Below are 20948 nucleotides of genomic sequence, written 5' to 3'. Positions count from 1 at the left end.
TCCTGTCGGTTATGGGGTGTACGAGAAGAAGCCCTGACCGGTTTTCCGGCCGTGCAGTCCGGCGTCCACCATCTTTTTCAGCAAGGGGCACGGGCGATACTTGCTGTCTCCGTAGAACTCCTGGAGGCCCTCGATGCTGTACAGGATGGTGTCGAGCCCGATGAGGTCCGCCGTTTCCAGCGGTCCGGAGGCGTGCCCGAAGCAGGAGCGGAAGATCTCGTCGACCTCCGCCGCCGCGGCGACCCCGTCCTGCAACAGGAATATCGCCTCGTTGACCATCAGCATCAACACCCGGTTGGACACGAAACCGGGCATGTCGTTGACCAGGATGCCGCGCTTGTCGAGATCGGCGAGCAGCTGCATCGCGGTGGCGATCGTCGTTTCCGAGGTGTGCCAGCCGCGAATCACCTCGACGGTGGATTTCATCGGCACCGGGTTCATGAAGTGCATGCCGATCACCCGATCCGGGCGGTTGGTCACGCCGCCGATCTTGGTGATCGGGATGCACGAGGTATTGGCCGCGAACACCGTCTCCGGCGAACAGATCCGGTCCAGCTCCGGATAGATCTCGGCCTTGAGCGCCCAGTTCTCGGTGATGTTCTCGATGACGAACTCCGCCGGGGCCGCCTCGGCGATATCGGTGGTGTAGGTGACCCGCTGGGTCAGGTCACCGTACTTCTCGGTGTCGTGGCCGAACAGGCGGCCGGTGCGGGAGTATCGGACCACCTCGCTCTCGGCCCGGTCGAGCTGTTCGCGGGAGCTGTCCACGAGGACGACCGAAATTCCGTGCGCCGCAAGCGCTTGGGCGAGGCCGGTGCCCATGACGCCGGCCCCGATGACTCCGACGAGTTTCATGTCCGCGCCTTCCTTTCCTCTGTGGTCGCCGTGAGCAGGTAGTCGGCCATGTCGGCGATGGTCGGCGCTTCGAACAGCGCGACCGTCGGGATGACCGCGCGGAACTGCTGTTTGATCGAGTTGATCAGTTGCAGGCCGACCAGCGAATTGCCGCCGGACTCGAAGAAGTTGTCGTGCGGGCCGACCTGGTCGACGCCGAGGGCCTGCTGCCAGAGCTCGGCGAGTCGGCGTCGGTAGTCCTCGATGGTGCGCTCGGGTGGCGCGGTGGTGATCTCTGCTGCCACAGAGAAGTTCTCGCGCAACGGATCTCCGCCGCCGACCCACGCGTCGATACGCCGATGCAGTTGTCCCGCGGAGACGACCGCGCGGCGTGGGCCGCCCGCGATGAGCCGGTCGAGCACTGCGAGCGCGTCCGAGGCGGCGAACGAGTATTTGTCCAACGATTCTGCGACGCCGGGGTTTTCGCCGTGCTGGACAGTCGCCTGCCAGGTATCCCAGCACGCCGAGCGCCAAGCAGACCCGCCGGGCAGGCCGCGCATCGCGACGAACTGGTCCTGGAATGCGTTCGCGGCGGCGTAGGCGGCGAAGCCGATGCCGCCGAGCACCGCCGACATCGAGGACAGCAGGACGACGAAGTCCGGTCGCTCGCCGCGGAGTGCGTCGGCGAGGGCGAGCGTGCCGTCGACCTTGGCGCGGAAGTGCGCCGCGCTGATCTCCGGCGAGGTCTCGGCGATCGTGGTGAACGCGTCCGGGGACAGCACGCCGGCGGCGTGGATCACGCCGTCGATCGGCCCGAATTGCTTGCGTGCGTTGGTGATTGCGGCGGCAATGGCGTCCCTGTCGCCGATATCGCAGGACTGCACCAGTACCTCGGCACCAGACTTGGTCAGATCGCGCACAGCGGTCGCCTTTGCGCGGGACGCCCCGCCGGCCTTGGCGACCGATTCCTCGTCGTCGAGATCCGGCAGTGGGGTCCTGGCCAACAGGACCAGCTTCACGTCGGCGGCAGCAGCGGCCAGGTGAGCTGCCGCCTGGAGGCCGATACTTCCGGTGCCGCCGGTGATTACATAGACGCCGCCGTCACGCACGTACGGTGTGGGCGCGTCCAGGGTGAGTGGCCTGAAGCGTTTCACCAGTCTGCGCCTGCCGCGGCGAGCGATCGCGGTGTCGGTTCCCGGCCAATTCAGTTCGGCGGCAACCGCTTCGGTCAGCTCGTCCCACGAGCCGTCCTCGTCGTCGACCGGGGTGACGACGTCGAAGGTACGTACTGCCAGGCCCGGGTATTCCTGTCCCGTGGTCAGCGCGGGTCCGGTCACGGTGGTCTTGCCCGGATGCAGGTCGTCCTCGGGATCGATGATCTGCGCGTGGTCGGTGACGACCAATATCCGGCATCCGTCGATGGCGTGCCGACCCAACTGCCCGGCCAGTGCCATCAGGCTGTCGAACCCTAGGCGTCGATGTGCGGTGACGCTGTCCGGTGGCTCGGCGTTCGGACCGCTGACCGACCACAGATGAACAACGCTGCGCGGCAGCAGTTCCCGATCGGCCAGCGCGGCAATGAGTTCCGCGTAGTCGGCCGGCCGGTCCGGCCGGATGCGGTAGCAGTCCGCGCCGGAAGTACCGAATTCGGTTCCCGGAGCGACAGATACCCAGTCGACGCCGTCCAGGAGCTTCGCCAGGTGCCGGGCCAGTTCGGCGCTGCATGTGTCGGGGTCGACGAAGACGAGGTAGGGGCCCTGCCGGTCCACGGAATCAATGGATGCCGGAGCCGTGACCCACTGCGGTTCGAAGAGTTCCGTTGCCGCAGTGGCCGTCCCGGCGATCGCGCGGACCGGCTCCGCCCGGCCGTTCCCCGGCTCCGGCCAGAACTGCTGGTGCTTGAACGAATACGTCGGCAGCGAGATCGACCTGCCCGACGAGCCGATACGCGACCAGTCCACGTCCACGCCGCCGACCCACAGCCGACCGAGCGTGCGGGCAACGATCATCTCGTCCGGATCCCGCGTCGCGGAGCCGCGCAACGTCGGCAGTGCCGCGGCCCCACCGGACTGCATCAGCACCTGACTGACCAGACTGCCCAGCTGTCCGGCCCCGAGATCGATCACCACGCACGGGTCCGACTCGGCGAGCGTGTACACCCCGTCGGCGAACTCGACCGTCGAACACATCTGGTCCGCCCAGTAATTCGGGTCCCGCGCTTGCTCGCCGGTGATCCACGTGCCGGTCAGGTTGGACACGAACGGAATTCGAGGCGCGCGCAGCTCGATGCCGTCGAACAGCTCGATCAGCCGCTCCCGCAACGGATCCAGCAGCGGAGAATGCATGGCGCGGGTGGTCGGCACCCGGCGCGCGGCGATCTCGTCCGCGGCGAGGCGCTGTTCGAGCGCGACGATCGCGTCCTCGGTACCGGCGACGACGACCGTGTTGGGACTGTTGATCGCGGCACAGGACAGGTCCGGGCCGAGATACTCGGCGACGCGGTCCGCGGCGGTCGCGACCGTGAGCATCGCGCCGGGTTCGGCATCCGCGACGAGTCGCGCGCGCCGCACCACCAGCGGTAACGCCACCTCGACCGCGAACACACCGGCCACGCAGGCGGCGGAGTACTCGCCGAGGCTGTAGCCGAGCAGGCCGCTCGGTTCGATGCCGTAGCTCTGCCACATCCGGGCCGCGGCGTAGCTCAGCGAGAAGACCACCGCGTGCGCCAAGTCGATTCGGGTGACCAGCTGGCCGGCGGCAGCCGCGCCGCCACGCAACGCGGCGAACGGGTCCGACGCGGCCGGGGCCGCGTCCGAATACAGGGCCGTACGCAGGTCCATGCCCAGCGATTCGGCCGCGATCTCGGCACAGTGATCGATCGCGTCCCGGAACACCCGATGCGATCGATACAGGTCGCGTCCCATCCCGACGAACTGATCACCGGTGCCCGGCAACACGAATCGCACGGTCGGCTGCGGTCCGCGCGGCACGGTCGCGACCGGCACCCGGCGCCCGACCTCGTCGAGGGCCTCGGCGGCGTCCAGGAGTGTCCGGAACGGGATCGCCGTGCGACAAGGCATGGCATTGCGCCCCGTCTGCACGGTGGTCGCCACGTAAGCGGAGGCGAGTCGCGGATGGCTGCGCAGGTACTCCGACATCGCGTGCGCGGTGTTGGTCAACGTCTCCGGCGAACGTCCCGACAGCGGCAGAATGTGCCAGCGCTCTTCGGGATCCGGCTCAGGCAGGTCGACCGCCGGCGCGGACACGATGACATGCGCGTTGGTCCCCGACCAGCCGAACGAGCTGACCCCGGCGGTGGCCGTCCGCTGGTCTTCGCGCGGCCACGGAATGGTCTCGTGCGGCAGCCGAACCGGACCGGCCGACCAGTCGATGGCCGGATTCGGTTCCCGCAGATGCAGATTCCGCGGAATGGCGCCCCGGTTCAGTGCGAGCACGGTCTTGATCAACCCGGCCATTCCGGCGGCCCCGGTCAGGTGACCGACGTTCGTCTTCACCGCACCCACATACAGCGGCCGGTCGTCCGCCCGCGTCGCGCCGAAAACCTCGGTCAGCGCGCCGATTTCGATCGCGTCACCGAGCTGCGTGCCCGAGCCGTGCGCCTCGACGAAATCGATACTGTCCGCGCTGATTCCGGCGTTCTGCTGCGCCGCGCGAATGACCGCGACCTGCGCGGCCCGGTTCGGCGCGGTCAGCCCGTTGCTCATGCCGTCCTGGTTCACCGCCGACCCGCGCACCACCGCGAGCACCTGATGCCGGCGCGCTCGCGCGTCGGCGAGCCGCTCGACAACGACCGCGCCGCACCCCTCACCGAGCAGAAACCCGTCCGCCTCCGCGTCGAACGTCTTGCACCGACCATCGGCGGCGAGCATGCGCATCTTGCAGGCCTGCTGGTAGGTGTCGGGATGCACGATCGCGCTGACCCCGGCGACCACGGCCCGATCGCACTCGCCGTTGCGAATGCTGTTGATCGCCAAGTGCAATGCCACCAGCGACGACGAACAGGCGGTGTCGACCACCAGGCTCGGCCCACGCAGGTCGAGCAGATAGGACAGCCGGCCGGCCGCGACACTGGACGCGCTTCCCAGACCCACGTACGGGTCGTCCAATTCGCCGTGGCCGCCGTGGTCGACCAGCACGTTCGCATACCGGCTGTCGGCCATCATGCCGACGAACACCCCGGTCCGGCTCCCCCGAATCTGCTCCGCCGGGATCGCGGCGTCCTCGAGCGCCGCCCACACCGTCTCCAGCAGCATCCGCTGCTGCGGGTCCATCCGGATCGCCTCGCGCGGCGAGATGCCGAAGAACTGGGCGTCGAATCCGGCGATGTCGTCGACGAAGGCGCCCTTGGTCGTGTACGTCGTCTCCGGGGAATAGGGATCGGGATCGAAGAATTGCTGTGCGTCCCAGCGTTGCTGGGGCACCTCCGTTGCGGTGTCGATGCCGTCGGCGAGGTTGCGCCAGAACAATTGCGGTGTGTTCGCCCCACCGGGGAATCGGCACGCCATTCCGGCGATACCCACCGCGTGATCGTCCGAATCCAGTTCGCGCACATCGGGCGTCGATCCGGCCGTCGCGCCGATCGCACCGAAATCCGGTGCGGCAGTGCCGACTTGCGTAACAGTGCCGGCAAGTGCGGCACTCAGCTGTTCTACCGTCGGGTGCTCGTACAGCAGGGTTTCCGGCAGGCTGCGACCGAGCCACTCCTCCAGCTCACCCGACAGCCCGACCGCATCCGACGAGGTCAGACCGTACGCGGCGAAGGTGGTGGCGCGATCGATAGCCGCCGGATTCATTCCGATGATCTGGCTTATCTTCTCTGCCACCCATTCCTCGATCGCCTGCCGATCGAATTCACCGGACCCCACCCGATTCGTATCCACCAATACCGCCCTTCCGACATCGGGGTCACGGATTGAATGCGATCAGGGAAATCTCAGCCCCTGGTGGCCCCGAATCTAGCACCGACACACCCACGTCGCAACGCCGTTTACCGCACCCTCCCGACCAGCACAAATTTGACCAAGAGTCGTTTGAGACCGGGTATGCTGCTAGCTCACATCAGGTCACATTCTCTCGTTATCGACGAGATCCACAACCCCCCAATAAGGGGGCTGTCACTCGAATTCGATCCCCCCGATCGGGGGGTTTACAAACTGCCTGTCCGATGCCATTAAGATAATGCAGAACGAGCAATCGGCAGGAAATCGCGAAATGCTACGATGTGAGCAGCGTCACAGGATCTGCAATGGTTACACACCGGTAGGTCGGCTACCTTGAAGGCGGGGTGGGCTACAGGTTTGCCCATCCTGAAGCCGAGGTGTTATGAATTCGATTTAATTGATCAGAGGTCTACATTGCCTGAACTTTACCCGGGGGTAGTCATCCGATTACTCGGACGCCCGGATCCCCACGTCAACAGCAGTTTCCGACCGAAGTCGCGCGCAGCTACATTTCTGACCGCCAGGTCGCAGGACTAAGGATATCCAGTGGAAACTCAGCAGATCGGCGGTTCGACCGAAACCATTTCGGCCACCTTTGCCGAGCGCACCGATACCCCGTTCGCGAAAACCCTGGACGGGCTGCGCACCAATCCGGATATGAAATTGTTCTGGGACTGCATCTGGACTCCACCGGAAACGAAAGAGAAATTCCTGGAGTACGCCGGGCAGTTGCGCCGTTTCGCGACGCACAGCGGTGGATTACTCGGCCGGAGCCCGGACTTCCTGGCCGGCATCGTTTCCGCCTGGGCCGCCAACGCGGACCATTTCGGCGAGGGCGCGGACGCGATCCGGGAGTTCCACCGCGAATGCCGGGCCGGCAATTGGATCCTCACCCACGCGATCTCCGATATCTCCGAACGCGGGCGCATTTCCGAAGACCATCTGCTGCGAGTCGTGGCGCGTGATGCCGACGGTATCTACCTGAGCGGTTTCAAACAGCTGGCCACGCTCGCGCTCTATTCCGACGTGCTGCTGATCTATCCCTATCGCCAGTTGACCCCGGCCGAGGATTACACCGCGCTGTGCGTCGCCATAGAACCCGACAGCAGTGGCGTGACCGTGCATTCCCGGGCCGGCTTCCGCGGCGCGCACGAGCTCCCGGACCAGTCCATCGATGCCCTCGACGAACAAGACGCCATCATCGAGCTGGACCACGCCTTCGTGCCCAACTCCCGCGTGTTCATCGACGGATCCATCGAGCGCTGCAACAACCTGCGCGCGGGCACCGGCATGACCCACCCGGCCTGGATCCAGGCGCTGGCCCGGATGGCGGCCAAAGCCGAGATGTATTACGCGCTCGCCCAACGCGTGCTCGACGGTGGCCAGACCTCGGTCAAAGAACCGGCGGTGGTGCTGGCGAAACTGCGCCGTTTCGCCGCGAGCACCGAACGCGATTTTCAGGCCGCGCTCGAGTCGGCGACCTTCGACGAACGCTACGGTTTCTGGGCCGCCGAGCGCAGCATGCTGCTGCAAGGCATCGGCAACTTCACCGAGCGCATCGAAGGCGCCTCGACGCTGCTCGCGCAGATCGCCGGACTGGACCTGATCTGCCCGAAGCCCGGCCGCACGACCCAGCACGGCCTGATTCCCGCCGCACCGCAGCTCTCCGATTGGACGTTGTTCACCAACCTTTCCTCGGGCGCCTACGGATATCGACAGAACAAATACGAGCTGGCCTTCGTCGGTGATCCCGATCGGCTCGCCGCTGGCTGACCGGCGGAGCACCGACCGAAAGAGAGGTATGAACGACATGCTTAACCGGAATCGCCTGATCGAAGCGCTGGAGCCGTTCAGCGGATACGTGCAGTCGGCAGTGCTGTACAACCTGATCGAACACGGTGTGCTGGAACAGATCGTGGTGAACGAGGTCTCGGCGCGCAAAGCGCTGGAGTCGGTGGTCACGACACCCGAGCGGGTCGAAGCGTTGCAGCTGTTCCTGCGCACGGCGGGATACATCGACAACGACCGGGCCACCGACAAGCTCGTGCAGATCTGGGAGGCACGCGGCTGGTATCAAATGATGATCGGCGGCTACGGCCGGACCTTCCTGGATATCGGCCGCGGTTTCGGCGACCCCGCCGCGGTACCCAGGGACGGCCGCATGGTCGGCGTCGGCAGCTGTGAAATCAGCGTGCACGACGCGATTCCGCTGATGTACCGGGTACTCGACCAGCGAGGCAAGACCTATCGCAGCGGCATCGATCTCGGGTGCGGCAGCGGCATCTTCCTGACCACCCTCGCCGAGAAGTACGCGGACATGCGGCTCACCGGAATCGAGCCGAGCCCCGAGGGCGCCGCGGCCGCGGTGGAATTCGTCGCCGGATCGGTGCACGCCGACCGGATCGATATCGTCAACGCGGACGCGATCGGCCATCTCGAACAGACCGACGCCCATTACGACTTCGGCATCATCAGCTTCGTCATCCACGAAATCCTGGGCCAGGAGGGCGAAGACGGCGTCCGGAAGTTCCTGCGCACGTTGTTCGACAACAACCCCGGCATCGAACTGCTGGTCATCGATATCGACTACTGCTGGGATGACGCGGAGAAGATGCGCGACCCGCACCGCACCAACTACTACAACCACTATTTCCTGCTGCACCCGTTCACCGACCAGCGCCTGGCGCCCAAGCAGTACTGGGCCGATCTCTACGACAGCGCGGGACTCGAGGTGGTGGTCGACGACGTCGACACCCCCGGCCTGGACGAAACCGGGATCGTGACCGCAATGCTGTTGCGGGCCAAGGAAAACCGAGATGACTGACTATACCGACAGCCAGGCGGTGTCGCGGCTGAGCTCGGGGCCGCGGACCTTCTTCCGGCTCCCCTACCGGCCGATCCGGGAGCTGACCGCCGAGGACGGGGTGCACGCCGTCATCCTCGGCGTGCCGATCGACGGCGCGACCGGCTATCGCAGCGGCGCCCGCTTCGGGCCGGAGGCGGTCCGCTCGGCGAGCACGCTGGGCCGGCTGGGCAGCCGGGAACGCGACCTGGTCATCACCGACCTGCTCACCGTCGTCGACGGCGGCGACGTGCACATCGTGCCCGGCTACCACCTGCAAACGCTCGAGCTGATCGAGAGCAGCGTCAGCGCCGTGCACGAGATCGGCGCGCTGCCCATCCTGGTCGGCGGCGACCACAGCCTGGCGATCGCCGAATTACGCGCGGCCGCAAGGAAACACGGGCCACTGTCGCTGGTCCAGCTGGACGCGCACCGGGACGTGCTGGACAACTACTTCGGCATGAAGCACTTCCACGGCACGGTGTACCGTCGCGCCGCCGAGGAGGGCCTGATCGATCCCAGCACCAGCATCCAGATCGGCATGCGCGGCAGCGTGCCCCGCGAGGATCTGGCCGATGACGGCCTCGGCTTCACCGTGATCCACTGCGAGGACGCCCTCGATATCGGCCCGCGCGAACTCGGCCGGATCGTGCGGGACAAGGTCGGTTCGAACCCGGTCGCGCTGACCTTCGACATCGACTTCGTCGATCCGTCGTGCGCGCCCGGCACCGGCACCCCCGAGGTCGGCGGTCCTTCCTCGGCATTCGCGCTGCGGCTGCTGCGCGAACTCGACCTGCCGGATATCCGCACGGTCTCGCTGGTCGAGATCTCGCCGCCGTACGACTCCGCCGACATCACCGCGCACCTCGGCGTCGCGGTGATCTTCGAAATCATGACCATGGCCGCTGCCGCCCGGCGGACCAAGACGCAACAGGATGGTCGTTTGCATGCCTGATAACATCACCGACCTGGAAGTCAAGGCGCTGGTCGACGGTGTCAACCTGTCCGACGGTCATCCGCGAATGTCGTTGTCCAGCACGCAATCCGAGATCGTCGCCGGCTTCCCGGAGGTCTTCGCGCAGACGCGCAAGCTCCCGGTCGACGTGGTCGAGAAGAGCGCGCGCAACGCGTTCCTGTCCTCGATCGGCCAGCACACCGCGTTGTCCGACGGCGTCACCTTCCGCAGCTGCTACTCCTCCTCGACCGCGATCGACATGATCGGCAAGGCGATTCGCCTCGCCGACCGCAAGGTCGCCATGGTCGAGCCGACGTTCGACAACCTGCACGACCTGCTGGCCGGTCACGGACTGTCCATCCATTCGGTGGCCGAGTCCGAATTGGCCGGCGGCACCCTCGAAGACGTGATCCCCGCGCACGGCGTGCTGTTCACCGTCTCGCCGAACAATCCGACGGGCGCCGTGATCGACGCCGATCGCCTGCACCAGATCGCCGCCGCGTGCGCCGATCGCGACACCGTGCTGGTCATCGACTCCTGCTTCCGCGCACAGGATCTGCGCGCCCAGTACGACATGTACGCCGTGCTCGGTCAGTACGACCTCGACTGGGCGACCATCGAGGACACCGGAAAGCTCTGGCCCTTACAGGAATTGAAGGCCGGGTTCCTGAACTGGAACGTCGGCAATCCGCTCCCGCTGGCGCGGATGTACTCCGACCACATGCTCTCGGCGTCGCCGTTCATCCTGCGGATCGTTGAATTGTTCGCCGAGGACGGCAGACACGGCGGCTACGACCGGCTGCGCGGCGGCATCCAGAGCAACCGCACCCTGGCCCGCGACCACATCAACCTTGCACCGGCCTATCCTGAATCCAGGATCTCCGTCGACACATTCCGGCTGCCGGAAGGCGTCGAGGCCAGCGCGCTCTACACCGAACTCGGTGAGATCGGGGTGCACGTGCTGCCCGGCGAACTGTTCTACTGGGCCCAGCCGAAACTCGGCACCGATCTGATCCGAATCTCGCTGGCGCGCGATCCGGAAGCCGTCGTCACCGGCTGCCAACGCGTGGACCAGCACCTAGAGGCATGGAGGCGTGTTGTCATCAGGTGATCGCGCAACGGTGGTCCTGTTACAGGCGAAGCAGTCGCTCGGCACGGTCGGGCTGGCCGAGTTCGGCTCGGCGGTCACGGCCACCGGCGCCGAGCTACGGATTCTGCGCACCGGCGAGGTGCCGCTGATCCGCGAAGGCGATGTGGCACTGCACGATATCGGTGACGAACGGATCGCCGACATCGACGAATGGGCGTCGCTGATCCCGGCCGGAACCACCGCGATCGTCACCAATGACGAGTATTTACTCGGTGTCGCCGCGCAGCTGTGCGGTGACCTGGGCCTGCCGACCCCCATCCCCGCGGGCTCGCTGGAGAACTACCGGCACAAGGGTGTCATGCGCCGGACCCTCGCGGCGGCCGGCATCCCGGTCCCGGAGACGCTGATCGTCGCCGACGGCAGCGTCGAAAAGGCAGGCGGCTGCACCGGATTCGCCGACGACGAGCTGGTCATCGTCAAACCCGCCGCGGAGGCGAACCTGCGCGGGATCCGGACCGAGAAGTTCGGCGACGTCGATCTCACCGCACTGAGCGACGATTTGGTCGAACGGTTACTCGACGGCCCGCAGTACCATTCCGAAGTGCTCGTCGTGAACGGCACTGTGACACATCTGTTCTCGGGGCTCTACATCCGCTCGCTGCTCGACCTCACCCGCGGCGGCGGCTCCGGCTCGGCCAGGACCGACCCGGCGACCGAAACCAAGCTGGCCGACCTCGCGACCCGGACGTGCACCGCCCTCGGTCTCGACGGCACATTCACCGCGCACGTCGAATACCTTTCCAGCGGTGATGCTTTCGAGGATGTCGTAGTCAGCGAAGTATGCGCGCGGGCGTCCGGCGGCGAGGTTCCGTTCCAGTCGCGGATCATCACCGGCATCGACTTGGAACTGCTCAACCTCCGGGTGCAGGCCGGACTCGGCTGGGACGAGCCGAAAGCCGATGCCGATGCCTCAGGCGGCTGGATGTGGCGCGTCGGCCAGCCGATCGCCGGAGCCGAGCTCATCGAAACCCATGCCGTCGAAGCGACGTTCGACCGGATCCGGCTCGGCGGACGGGCGCGGCTCACCGGCCGCACCGACGCCGTCCTCGCCGCGCTCGAACTGCTGGCCAGCGCGAACGAGGTGCCGTGAGTGGCGAGTGAGCGCAGACCCATCGATCGGTCCCGGCGACGCGGGAAACCGTTGACCGACTTCGCCTTCCAAGAATGGAAGGTGCCGACGCTGCCGAAGCCGTGGGAGCTCACGCCGGTCACGCCGTCCACCTCGGCCGAGATCGACCAGGTGGTCGAGTGGATGGCGCGACCGCATGTGCAGTTCGCGATGCACAAGGACTGGGACCGGGCCGGTTGGCAGACCGAGATCGAATTCCAGTTCTCCGACAACAAGACTCGCCCCTTCCTCGTCGGACAGGAGGGGCAGCACGGCGGGTACGCCGAGCTGTACTTCGCCGCGCTCGACGTGGTCGCCGACTACTACGAGACGCCCGACCACGATATGGGCATGCACGGCTGTATCGGCGAGCCCGACTATTTCGGATACGCGCTGCCGTTCTGGGTCGCGCTCATCGCCGGCATGTTCGAGACCTACCCGGAGTGCACCGGCGTGATCTCCGACCCGTCCGCCTCGAATCAGCTGGTGCGCACGCTGAACCGGAGCGTGTGCAAGGTGGTGGACGGCCACGAACTCGGCGAGATCGATCTGCCGCACAAGCAGGCCGCGCTGTTCCGGTTCGAGCGCGAAAACTTCTATGCCGCAATGCAACGCCAAGGGGGTGTCGACGTTGTCCTCCGTGAACTCGGTGGTCACTGATCCTGTTCGCTGGTTCCTACTACACGGCCCGCTCCGATTACTGCCCGACTCGATGCTGGGCGACGAGAACGACGTCGGCCGGCTATTCCTCCGGCCACCGGCCAAGGGCGACCCGTACCGGGCGATCCTGACCAAGATCGGCGCATCGGCCGGCGTGCACGACAGCGCGGCCGGCCTGGTCATCACCGGCTACGAGGAAAGCGAGGAGATCCTGCGCAGCAACGACTGGTCGGCCGACCAGCCCGTTGCGATTCCGCCGACCGCCGGGTTCTACCGCTGGCTGACCAAGCGTTCGGTGCCCATCGCGCTCGACGCGCCCGCCCTGGTCTTCATGGACCCGCCCGAGCACACCAGGCTGCGCAAACTCGTCTTCCCGATGTTCACCCACCGCGCGGTGACCGGGTCGGTCGACATCATCACCAAGCACACCGACGCGGTGCTGGCCGAACTCGACGGCCGCGAAAACATCGACCTGGTCGCGGATTTCGCCCGCAAGATCCCGATCCGGGTCATCTCCGACTTCCTCGGCATCCCCGATCTGGGCGACGACATGCTCGACTCGCTCGGCGGGCACGGCGCGAAGCTGCTCGACGTCGGCATCACCTTCCCGGAGTACCGGCGCGGAATGACCGAGGCACGCAAGTTCACCAAGTTCGTGGTGGACTGCACCAAGGATCCGGATATGCTCCAGGACGGCTTCCTCAAGGACTGCGTCCGCAAGCACGCGGAGGGCGAACTCACCTTCGCCGAACTGCTGACCCTGGTCGGGTTCGTCTTCGCGGCCGGCTTCGAGACCACGGTCAGCTTCATCGCGAATTCCATTGTCACCGTGCTCGAACACGGCCTCGGCGCCGAGGTGCTCGCCGACGGCCGCCTGACCGACCCGTGGTTCGAGGAGCTGCTCCGCTACGACTCCCCCATTCAGCTGACCCACCGCACCGCACGGGTGGAGACCAAGATCGGTCACCGGGTCGTCGCGCCCGGTACCGGGGCGCTGATCTGGGTCGGCGCGGTCAATCACGACGCGCGCGCCTACCCGAACCCGGGCAAGCTCGACGTCGAAAACGTCTCGGCGCGAACGAGTATGAGCTTCTCGACCGGTGTACATCGGTGCCTCGGGTCGTCCTTGGCGAAGGTCCAGGGTCAGGTAGCGGTCGGCAGCTTCCTCTCCGCTTACCCGGACGCCCGGCTGCTGCCGGGCCGGCAATGGCGGGATTCGATTGTCCTGCACGGACATATCCGAGTTCCCCTGGCGTTGACCAGCGGACGCTGATGGGCGCCGTCACGGTGGATCCGGCGACGCTCTACTGCCTGGGCGCCTCCACCGACGCGGCCACCGTCGCCGCCGAGCTGCGGCAACTCGGGGTGCGCGTCGAACCGGTGACGGCGGGAACGGCGCTCGCGCACAAGATGATCGCCCTCGCCGCACACGACCTCACCGACGCCGAGCTGGCCGAAACCGCCGCCGTGACTACGGATTCCTGGGTGCATCTGGTCTCGTCCGGACCCAACTATCCGCACATCCCGGCGCTCGCCCGGAACAATCTGGTGACCAGGAGCGCGCGGGCCTATGCGCCGTCGTTGTCGGAGTATGTGATCACCCAGCACGTATTGCACTGCGCCAAAGACACATTCGATGATGTGCCGAAGCCCTTCCACCGCCGTGCAGCCCTGGTTGTCGGGTACGGGGCGTTCGGCCACACCATCGCGGCGACGCTGGCCGAGCTCGGCGCGACGGTGACCGTGGTCCGTCCGCGTTCGCGCACCGCGCATGCGTTCGGCAGCACCGAGGCGACACCGCTGGACCGCCTGCCGAACCGATTCGCGCACTTGATGGTGGTCGCGCTGCCGGGACTGCCCGAGGTCACCGATTTCATCGATGACGCGCTGTTTCGCTGTCTGCGCCTGGACGGGCACCTGATCAATCCGGCGCGCTCGTCCCCCGTCGATGTCGTCGCGCTGCTGCACTGGCTGGCCACCGGCACCGGCCGGCTCACCACCGACGTCGAAACCGACGAGCGCGCGGAGCTGTTGCGCCCCTGGGCCGACAAGGGACGCGTCACGCTGACCCCGCACATCGCCTGGCGGCCGTGGGACGGTGATCCGCTGTATCACCGGGATTGGGCGGCGATCTTCACCACCGGAACCCACACTCCGTCGACAATGAGGGAGCAGTCCCTGTGCCTCGACCCGCGGACGATCGCCATGGACTACCTGATTCCCTGACCACCCGTTCCACTGGAGGCCCGATGCCGTTCTGGTTGATAGCGATCACCTTCGCCGTATTCGTCTTCTACACCGACGATTACATGATCGCGGGCGTGCTCCCCGAACTCGCCGCCGACCTGGGCATCTCGGAATCCACGGCGGGACAGCTGGTTTCGGCCTACTCGCTGGTGCTGGTGCTGGGCGCGCCGATGATCGCGTTCGCCTCGGCCCGGCGCAGCCGGCTCGGCGTGTTCGTCGGCGCCTCGATCGTCTTCACCATCGCCAATCTGCTGGCCGCCGTGGTCGATTCGTTCTGGCAGCTGATGATCCTGCGGGTGGTGGCCGCGGGTGCGGCCGCCGCGTGCCTGCCCGCCATGTTCGCGCTGGCGCCCACGCTGGCCCCGCCGGAGAAGCGCAGCGCCTACATCGGCATCGTGTCCACCGGCATCGTCGGCGCGCTGGCCATCGGCGTCCCGTTCGGCACCCTGTGTGCCAGCATCTTCAGCTGGCGCGGCAATTTCGTCGCCTTCGCCGGACTCAGCGTGCTGTCGATGGTGCTGCTGTTCTGTGTGCGCGGGCGATTGCGGGTTCCCGGCGAGCTGGTCTCGGCGAAGACACATCTCTCGGCGCTGTCCAGCCGGCCGGTGCTGACCGTGTTGCTGGGCAACACGATTCTGCTCGGCGGCGCGCTCATGATGTTCACCTACTTCGGCCCGTTCGCCGCCGACTTCTCGAATTCGTCACTGCGCCAACGTGGTTTGCTGTTCGCGGTGGCGGGTATCGCCGGTCTGATCGGCTCGGTCGCCGGCGGCATCTACGTGGACAAGAAGGGCGCGTCCACCGCGCTGCGCATCGGCTTCGGCCTGTTCCTCAGCACCATGATCGTCTTCGCCATCCTGACCGCGTTCGCCCCCATCTCGATGGTGGTGCTGGTGGCGCTCACGCTGGTGTGGTCGTTCTCCCTCTACTGGAACACGCCCGCCATGCAGACGATGCTGCTCGACGCCGCACCGGATTCGGCGACCCAGGTGCTCGCGCTCAACTCGTCCTCCACCTATCTGGGCGTCACCCTCGGCAGCATTGCCGGCGGCATCACCCTGGCGGTGTTCAGTCCCTTCGCCCTTCCGATCGCCGCCGCGGCACTCAGTGCGGTCGCCCTCCTCGTCATCGAGGTCCTCGGGCGGCGCGCGCCGGCGACGGAACGGCTCCAGCACGACTCGGCGGAAAGGACCATCTCATGACCGGCACATATCCCCCGGCCCCGCGGCTACCGCGACTGCTACAGACCGTCCTGCACACCAAGCGGCACGCCCAGTTCCTCGGCGCGCAGGCGCGGCGCTTCGGCGATGTCTTCACCGTGCGGCTGCTGCCGCCGTATCCGGCGCGGATCGTGGTGTTCTCCCGGCCCGAGCACATCAAGGAGATCTTCGCCGCCGACCCGGCGGATCTGCATGCGGGCGAGGCGTATCGGGAACTCGCGATGATCATGGGTGAGCATTCGGTGCTGCTGACCGACGGCGGTGAACACGCCCGCGCGCGCAGGCTGCTGATGCCCGCGTTCAACAATGCGGCGCTCAACGGCTATCGCGCCCTGGTCGAGGACATCGCCAAGACGCAGGTGGAACGGTGGCACGCGGGCACGACCGAGCACATCCTCGCCCGCATGGAAGACCTCACGCTCGACGTGATCACCCAGGTGGTCTTCGGCGTCGCCGACGAGCAGCGCCGGGACGCGCTGACCCCACAGCTGCGCCGGGTGACGAACATCAGCCCGGTGGTGCTGCTCGGCTGGAAATGGCCGTGGCTGCAACGCTTCGGGCCGTGGCAGCGGTTCAGCGCCACCCTGACCGGCATCGACGAGCTGCTCTACGCCGAAATCGCCAGTCGCCGAGCCCATCCGGAGATCGATCAGCGCGCCGACGTGCTGTCCCGGCTGCTCGCGGTCGGTTCCGGCAACGATCCCGCCACCGAACCGCTCAGCGACGCGGAACTGCGCGACCAGCTGGTCACGCTGCTGCTCGCCGGGCACGAGACCACCGCGTCGGCGCTGTCCTGGGCGCTGCACGAGCTGGCCGCCGCCCCGGATGTGCAGGATCGGGCCAGGCAGGCGGCCCGCGACGGGGACGACAAGTATCTGGAGGCGGTGGTGAAAGAGGCGCTGCGCCACCGCATGGTGATCGGGCGCGTGCAGCGTCAGCTGACCAGAGACATGACGATCGGCGGCGTACCGCTGCCCCGCGACACCCGGGTGTCGACCTCGATCGTGCTCGCGCACCAGAATCCGGCGAATCATCCTGCGCCGGAACGTTTTCAACCGGACCGGTTCCTCGACGGCTCGGTCGCGCCGAACACCTGGCTGCCGTTCGGCGGCGGGGTCCGCCGCTGCATCGGGGCCGGGTTCTCGCTGATGGAGGGCGCCGTGGTGCTCCGCGAGGTACTGACCCGCTACCAGCTCGCGCTGCCCGGCGCCCCCGAACGCGGCCGAGTCCGCAACATCACCAACGTCCCCGCCCACGGCGCACGCATCGTAATCACCCCATCGAGCAACTGACCCCTTCAACCCCGCGCACCACGTCTCCCCCCGCGCACAAATCAGCGGACAACTTCATGCGCAGCAGGCAAACTCGTGCGCGCCCAGCCATCCCCCGCGCAGCAGGCAAACTCGTGCGCGGGACACCGTAGCGGGGCGCCGCGCATCTCTTCTCCGGCCGCGCACGTTTCGGCGGGCTAAGTCGTGCGCGGGGGGCCAGCTTGTGCGCGGCGGGTGAAAGTGTGCGCGGGAGTTCAGGTGCTGTCAGAAGGGTAGGACTGGGACTGCGTTGAGGAGGGACTGGGTGTAGGGGTGTTGGGGGTGTTCGAGTACCGTGTCGGCGGCGCCGCGTTCTACGATTTCGCCGTCTTTCATCACCAGTAGCTGATCGCACAGTTGCTGGACGACGCCGACGTCGTGTGAGACCAGGATCAGCGACAGGCCGAACTGTTTCACCAGATCTCGCAGCAGTTCGATGATCTGGGCCCGGGTGGACGCGTCCAGAGCGGAGAACGGCTCGTCGCCGACGAGCACCTTCGGATTGGGCGCCAGCGCCCGGGCGATCGCGATGCGCTGCCGCTGCCCGCCGGAGAACTCGTGCGGATACCGCACTGCCGCATCGGGTTCCAGCCCGACCGCGACGAGCAACTCGGCCACCCGGTAGTCGTGACTGCCCGGAATCCGCAGGCACTCCAGGGGTTCGGCGATCGAATCACCGACGATCATCCGCGGATCCAGCGAACTCAGCGGATCTTGCAGCACCACTTGCACTTCCCGGCGGAACCAGGCGAGATCGCGACCCACTACCGGCTTGCCCTGATACCGGACCTGGCCCGCGTCGGGCCGATCGAGGGCGAGCAGCAACCGCAGCAAAGTCGACTTCCCGGAACCGGATTCACCGACGATGCCCAGATGACTGCCCTCCGCGAGCGACAGGCTGACATCGCGCACGGCCCGCCGGATCGGCGGGGCATGCCGCAGGCTGGTCCGCGGCAGCCGGAACGACCGGCTCAAACCCGTTGCCTCCAGCAGGATCACGACACCACCTCCGGGGAACCGCTGTCGACGCCGAGCTTGCTCGCCCGCCGAAACGACGTGGCCCGCGCCAGCTCGAGCAGCGTGCGCAGATACGGATCGCTCGACCCGTGCAGGATTTCGGTCAGGTCACCGTCTTCGAGCACCTGTCCCTTCCCCAGCACCAGCACACGCTGTGTCACCTGCGCCAGCACCGCGAGGTCGTGCGTGACGAACAGCAGCGCCGAGCCCTCCTCGTCGACCAAATCCTTGAGCAGCGAAAGGATTTCGGCCTGCACAGTGACATCCAGGGCAGTCGTCGGCTCGTCGGCGATCAGCAGCGCGGGCTTCGCGGCCAAGGCCATCGCGATGCCGACCCGCTGGCGCTGGCCACCCGAGAGCTGATGGGGAAAGGCACGCACGATGTTCGCCGGATCCGGCAACCCGACCCGGGCGGCCAGCTCGGTCGCCGCGGCCAGCGCCTGTCGCCGGCCCATACCTTGGTGCAGCCGAAGCGGTTCCGCGATCTGCTTGCCCACCCGCATCAGCGGATTCAACGCCGACAGCGGCTCCTGGAACACCATGGCCATCCGGCTGCCGCGGATCTTCGACAGCGCGCGATCGCTGCGCCCGATGAGCTCGACACCGTCGAGCAGGATGCTGCCGCGCACCCGCGCCTCCTCCGGCAGCAGCCCCATGATCGCCAGGGCGAGCAGGGATTTGCCGGATCCGGAGACGCCGATCAGCCCGAGGCGCGCGCCGGCCTCGATGCCGAAGTCGACCTTGTCCAGCAGGACCCGGCCGTCGATCTCGACCGTCAGGTCGGTCACCTGCAGCAGCGTCATGGCGTCGGCACCCCTTTGCGCAGCCGCGGATCGGTGACGCTGCGCAGGGCGTCACCCAGCAGATTGAAGCCGAGCACGGTGAGCGCCACCGCCAGCCCCGGCCACACCACGAGCAGCGGGCGCACCTTGATGTAGTCCTGTTGCGCGCGCAGGATGCCGCCCCAGGACGGCGCGGACGGCGAGCTGCCGTACCCGAGATAGGTCAGCGCGGCCTCGGCGAGCACGGCCAAGGCCATCACCCAGGACAGCTGCACGATCAGCGTCGGCGCGATCGCGGGCAACAGGTGCTTGCGCACGATCCGCGCGGTGGACGCGCCCGCCGCCCGCGCGGCGAGCACGAAATCGCTGGTCAATACTCGCGCTACCTCGCCGCGCGCGACCCGTGCCACGGCAACGCCCGAACTGATGCCGATGGCTACCGCCACGGTCATCATCGATCCGCCGTAGACCGCCGCCAGCACCATCGCCAGCAGCAGCGCCGGGAACGCGATCATGATGTCGATCAGCTGCACCACCACCGAGCCGACCGCGTGCGGCGTCAGCTGCGCGCTCAACGCGAGGATCAGGCCGAGCGTGCCCGCGATCGCCGCGACCACCAACGCCACCGCGAGGGTCTGCCACGCGCCGGCCAGCAACTGGCTGAACACGTCGTGCCCGACCCGGTCGGTGCCGAGCAGGTGACCGCCGCTGAACGGCAGCAACCAGGCCTTGCTCGGATTGGTGGCCTGCGGGTCGTACGGCGTCCACCACAGCGCGATCAGGCTGGCCACCACCAGCGTGCCGACCACGGCGAGGCCGAAGATCCCGCTCGGCCGCCGGATCAGCGCGCCGAGCGCGACCTGCACCGCACGCCGCCTGCGCAGCCATTTCGGTCGGTTGACGGCGTGAATCACAGCGTGGCCTCCAGCCGCGGGTCGATGAGCCGGTGCACGATGTCGACGGCGAAGCCGATCGCCAGCACCGCGCTGACGATCAACAGCACCTCGCCCTGGACCTTCACCAGGTCGCGGTTCGCCACGTCGGACAGCAGCATGCTGCCGACGCCCGGCAGGGTGAACACCCGCTCGATCACCACGGCCCCGACGATCAGGACGGCGAATTGCAGTCCGAGGATCGACACCACCGACGGCGCGGCATTGCGAAAACCGTGCCGCACCAAGGCCTGTGTCCGGGTCAGTCCCTTCGCCCGGGCGGTACGCAGGTACTCCGAATACAGCACGCCGAGGATCGCCGAGCGCACGAAGCGGAACAGCACCGCGCCCTCGGAGATGCCCAGCGTCACGCACGGCAGGATCAGGCTGCGGATCGCGGCGCCGGGGTCCGCCCAGCGATCAGCCGGAAACCCCTGTGCCGGTAGGAATTTCAGTTCCACCGCGAACACCAGAATGAGCAGCATGGCCAGCCACAGGCCCGGCACCGCGATGCCGAGCTGGGACAGCGCGTTCGCCGCCTCCCCGGTCCGGCTGCGATGCCGCACGGCCGCCCAGGTGCCGAGCGGGATCGCCAGCCCCAGAGCGATCAGCAGCGACCCGAGGATCAGCGGGCCGGTCACGGCCAGCTTCTGTTCCAGTTCGGCGCCGACCGACGTCCCGTTCAGCTGGGAATGGCCGAAGTCACCGTTGAACACCCCGCCGATCCAGGACAGGTATTGCTCGGGCAGCGACCGATCCAGGCCGAGATCGGCGCGGATGGCGGCGATCTGCTCCGGTGTCGCCTGCAAACCGGCGACGGTGGCCGCGACATCGCCGGGCAGCAAGCGCAGCATCCCGAAGATGAGCACGCTCGCCACCGCCAGCGACACCAGGAGCAGTCCGGCTCGCTGGATCAGATACCAGAGCAAA

General features: G+C 67.1%; 16 protein-coding genes. 10 read left to right on the top strand and 6 right to left on the bottom strand.

Annotated elements, in window-relative coordinates:
* Nucleotides 1–9: 9 nt before the first annotated feature.
* A complete protein-coding gene (locus tag F3087_RS07965; protein WP_150401203.1) occupies nt 10–855 on the bottom strand; it encodes a 3-hydroxyacyl-CoA dehydrogenase family protein in 846 nt (281 codons plus the stop codon).
* Nucleotides 852–5735 (bottom strand): type I polyketide synthase, encoded by a 4884-nt coding sequence (locus tag F3087_RS07960; RefSeq protein ID WP_191093848.1) that lies wholly within the window; start codon nt 5733–5735, stop codon nt 852–854. The genes F3087_RS07965 and F3087_RS07960 overlap by 4 nt, the downstream gene beginning before the upstream one ends.
* Nucleotides 5736–6341: 606 nt before the next feature.
* Between F3087_RS07960 and F3087_RS07955 the strand changes: the two genes are divergently transcribed.
* From F3087_RS07955 to F3087_RS07910, 10 genes are read left to right on the top strand one after another with little or no spacing between them, the layout of a single operon-like run.
* A complete protein-coding gene (locus F3087_RS07955; protein WP_150401201.1) occupies nt 6342–7568 on the top strand; it encodes a 4-hydroxyphenylacetate 3-hydroxylase N-terminal domain-containing protein in 1227 nt (408 codons plus the stop codon).
* A 28-nt stretch (nt 7569–7596) separates the two neighbouring features.
* Nucleotides 7597–8619: a methyltransferase domain-containing protein gene (locus F3087_RS07950; RefSeq protein WP_150401200.1), complete on the top strand. Its 1023-nt coding sequence runs from the start codon at nt 7597–7599 to the stop codon at nt 8617–8619.
* Nucleotides 8612–9592, top strand: a complete 981-nt coding sequence (locus F3087_RS07945; RefSeq protein ID WP_150401199.1) for an arginase family protein — start codon at nt 8612–8614, stop codon at nt 9590–9592. Before F3087_RS07950 ends, F3087_RS07945 begins: the two co-directional genes overlap by 8 nt.
* Nucleotides 9585–10703, top strand: coding sequence for a pyridoxal phosphate-dependent aminotransferase (locus F3087_RS07940; RefSeq protein ID WP_191093847.1), 1119 nt, complete (start codon nt 9585–9587; stop codon nt 10701–10703). Before F3087_RS07945 ends, F3087_RS07940 begins: the two co-directional genes overlap by 8 nt.
* Nucleotides 10690–11832 (top strand): ATP-grasp domain-containing protein, encoded by a 1143-nt coding sequence (locus F3087_RS07935; RefSeq protein ID WP_150401197.1) that lies wholly within the window; start codon nt 10690–10692, stop codon nt 11830–11832. The genes F3087_RS07940 and F3087_RS07935 overlap by 14 nt, the downstream gene beginning before the upstream one ends.
* 51 nt (nt 11833–11883) lie before the next feature.
* Nucleotides 11884–12510, top strand: coding sequence for a GNAT family N-acetyltransferase (locus F3087_RS07930; protein ID WP_191093846.1), 627 nt, complete (start codon nt 11884–11886; stop codon nt 12508–12510).
* The gene (locus tag F3087_RS07925) at nt 12500–13783 is read left to right on the top strand and encodes a cytochrome P450 (protein WP_191093845.1); all 1284 of its coding nucleotides are present in this window, start codon (nt 12500–12502) and stop codon (nt 13781–13783) included. The genes F3087_RS07930 and F3087_RS07925 overlap by 11 nt, the downstream gene beginning before the upstream one ends.
* Entirely contained in the window at nt 13783–14736 is a 954-nt protein-coding gene (locus F3087_RS07920) for an NAD(P)-dependent oxidoreductase (RefSeq protein ID WP_191093844.1), read from the top strand. Before F3087_RS07925 ends, F3087_RS07920 begins: the two co-directional genes overlap by 1 nt.
* Nucleotides 14737–14759: 23 nt before the next feature.
* Nucleotides 14760–15959, top strand: a complete 1200-nt coding sequence (locus F3087_RS07915) for an MFS transporter (RefSeq protein WP_150401193.1) — start codon at nt 14760–14762, stop codon at nt 15957–15959.
* A complete protein-coding gene (locus tag F3087_RS07910; RefSeq protein ID WP_150401192.1) occupies nt 15956–17269 on the top strand; it encodes a cytochrome P450 in 1314 nt (437 codons plus the stop codon). Before F3087_RS07915 ends, F3087_RS07910 begins: the two co-directional genes overlap by 4 nt.
* Nucleotides 17270–17512: 243 nt before the next feature.
* Here F3087_RS07910 and F3087_RS07905 read toward each other — a convergent pair whose 3' ends face one another.
* From F3087_RS07905 to F3087_RS07890, 4 genes are read right to left on the bottom strand one after another with little or no spacing between them, the layout of a single operon-like run.
* Nucleotides 17513–18286 carry an ATP-binding cassette domain-containing protein gene (locus F3087_RS07905; RefSeq protein WP_150401191.1) on the bottom strand — a complete coding sequence of 258 codons (774 nt, stop codon included), beginning with the start codon at nt 18284–18286 and terminating at the stop codon, nt 17513–17515.
* Nucleotides 18283–19107: an ABC transporter ATP-binding protein gene (locus F3087_RS07900; RefSeq protein ID WP_150401190.1), complete on the bottom strand. Its 825-nt coding sequence runs from the start codon at nt 19105–19107 to the stop codon at nt 18283–18285. Before F3087_RS07900 ends, F3087_RS07905 begins: the two co-directional genes overlap by 4 nt.
* Nucleotides 19104–20000, bottom strand: a complete 897-nt coding sequence (locus F3087_RS07895; protein ID WP_223884911.1) for an ABC transporter permease — start codon at nt 19998–20000, stop codon at nt 19104–19106. Before F3087_RS07895 ends, F3087_RS07900 begins: the two co-directional genes overlap by 4 nt.
* Nucleotides 19997–20947, bottom strand: a complete 951-nt coding sequence (locus tag F3087_RS07890; protein WP_150401189.1) for an ABC transporter permease — start codon at nt 20945–20947, stop codon at nt 19997–19999. The genes F3087_RS07895 and F3087_RS07890 overlap by 4 nt, the downstream gene beginning before the upstream one ends.
* Between the last annotated feature and the right edge of the window lies 1 nt (nt 20948).

The organism is Nocardia colli (genome assembly GCF_008704205.1).
In the GTDB taxonomy this organism is placed as follows: domain Bacteria; phylum Actinomycetota; class Actinomycetes; order Mycobacteriales; family Mycobacteriaceae; genus Nocardia; species Nocardia colli.
Note: the sequence above shows the minus strand (reverse complement) of the source record. Positions and strands in the feature narration are given on the sequence as shown.

Bases quoted from the DNA above. Each gene is read 5' to 3' on its own strand.
- F3087_RS07965 (WP_150401203.1), bottom strand. From the start codon at position 855: ATGAAACTCGTCGGAGTCATCGGGGCCGGCGTCATGGGCACCGGCCTC.
- F3087_RS07950 (WP_150401200.1), top strand. From the start codon at position 7,597: ATGAACGACATGCTTAACCGGAATCGCCTGATCGAAGCGCTGGAGCCG.
- F3087_RS07945 (WP_150401199.1), top strand. From the start codon at position 8,612: ATGACTGACTATACCGACAGCCAGGCGGTGTCGCGGCTGAGCTCGGGG.
- F3087_RS07940 (WP_191093847.1), top strand. From the start codon at position 9,585: ATGCCTGATAACATCACCGACCTGGAAGTCAAGGCGCTGGTCGACGGT.
- F3087_RS07920 (WP_191093844.1), top strand. From the start codon at position 13,783: ATGGGCGCCGTCACGGTGGATCCGGCGACGCTCTACTGCCTGGGCGCC.
- F3087_RS07915 (WP_150401193.1), top strand. From the start codon at position 14,760: ATGCCGTTCTGGTTGATAGCGATCACCTTCGCCGTATTCGTCTTCTAC.
- F3087_RS07910 (WP_150401192.1), top strand. From the start codon at position 15,956: ATGACCGGCACATATCCCCCGGCCCCGCGGCTACCGCGACTGCTACAG.
- F3087_RS07900 (WP_150401190.1), bottom strand. From the start codon at position 19,107: ATGACGCTGCTGCAGGTGACCGACCTGACGGTCGAGATCGACGGCCGG.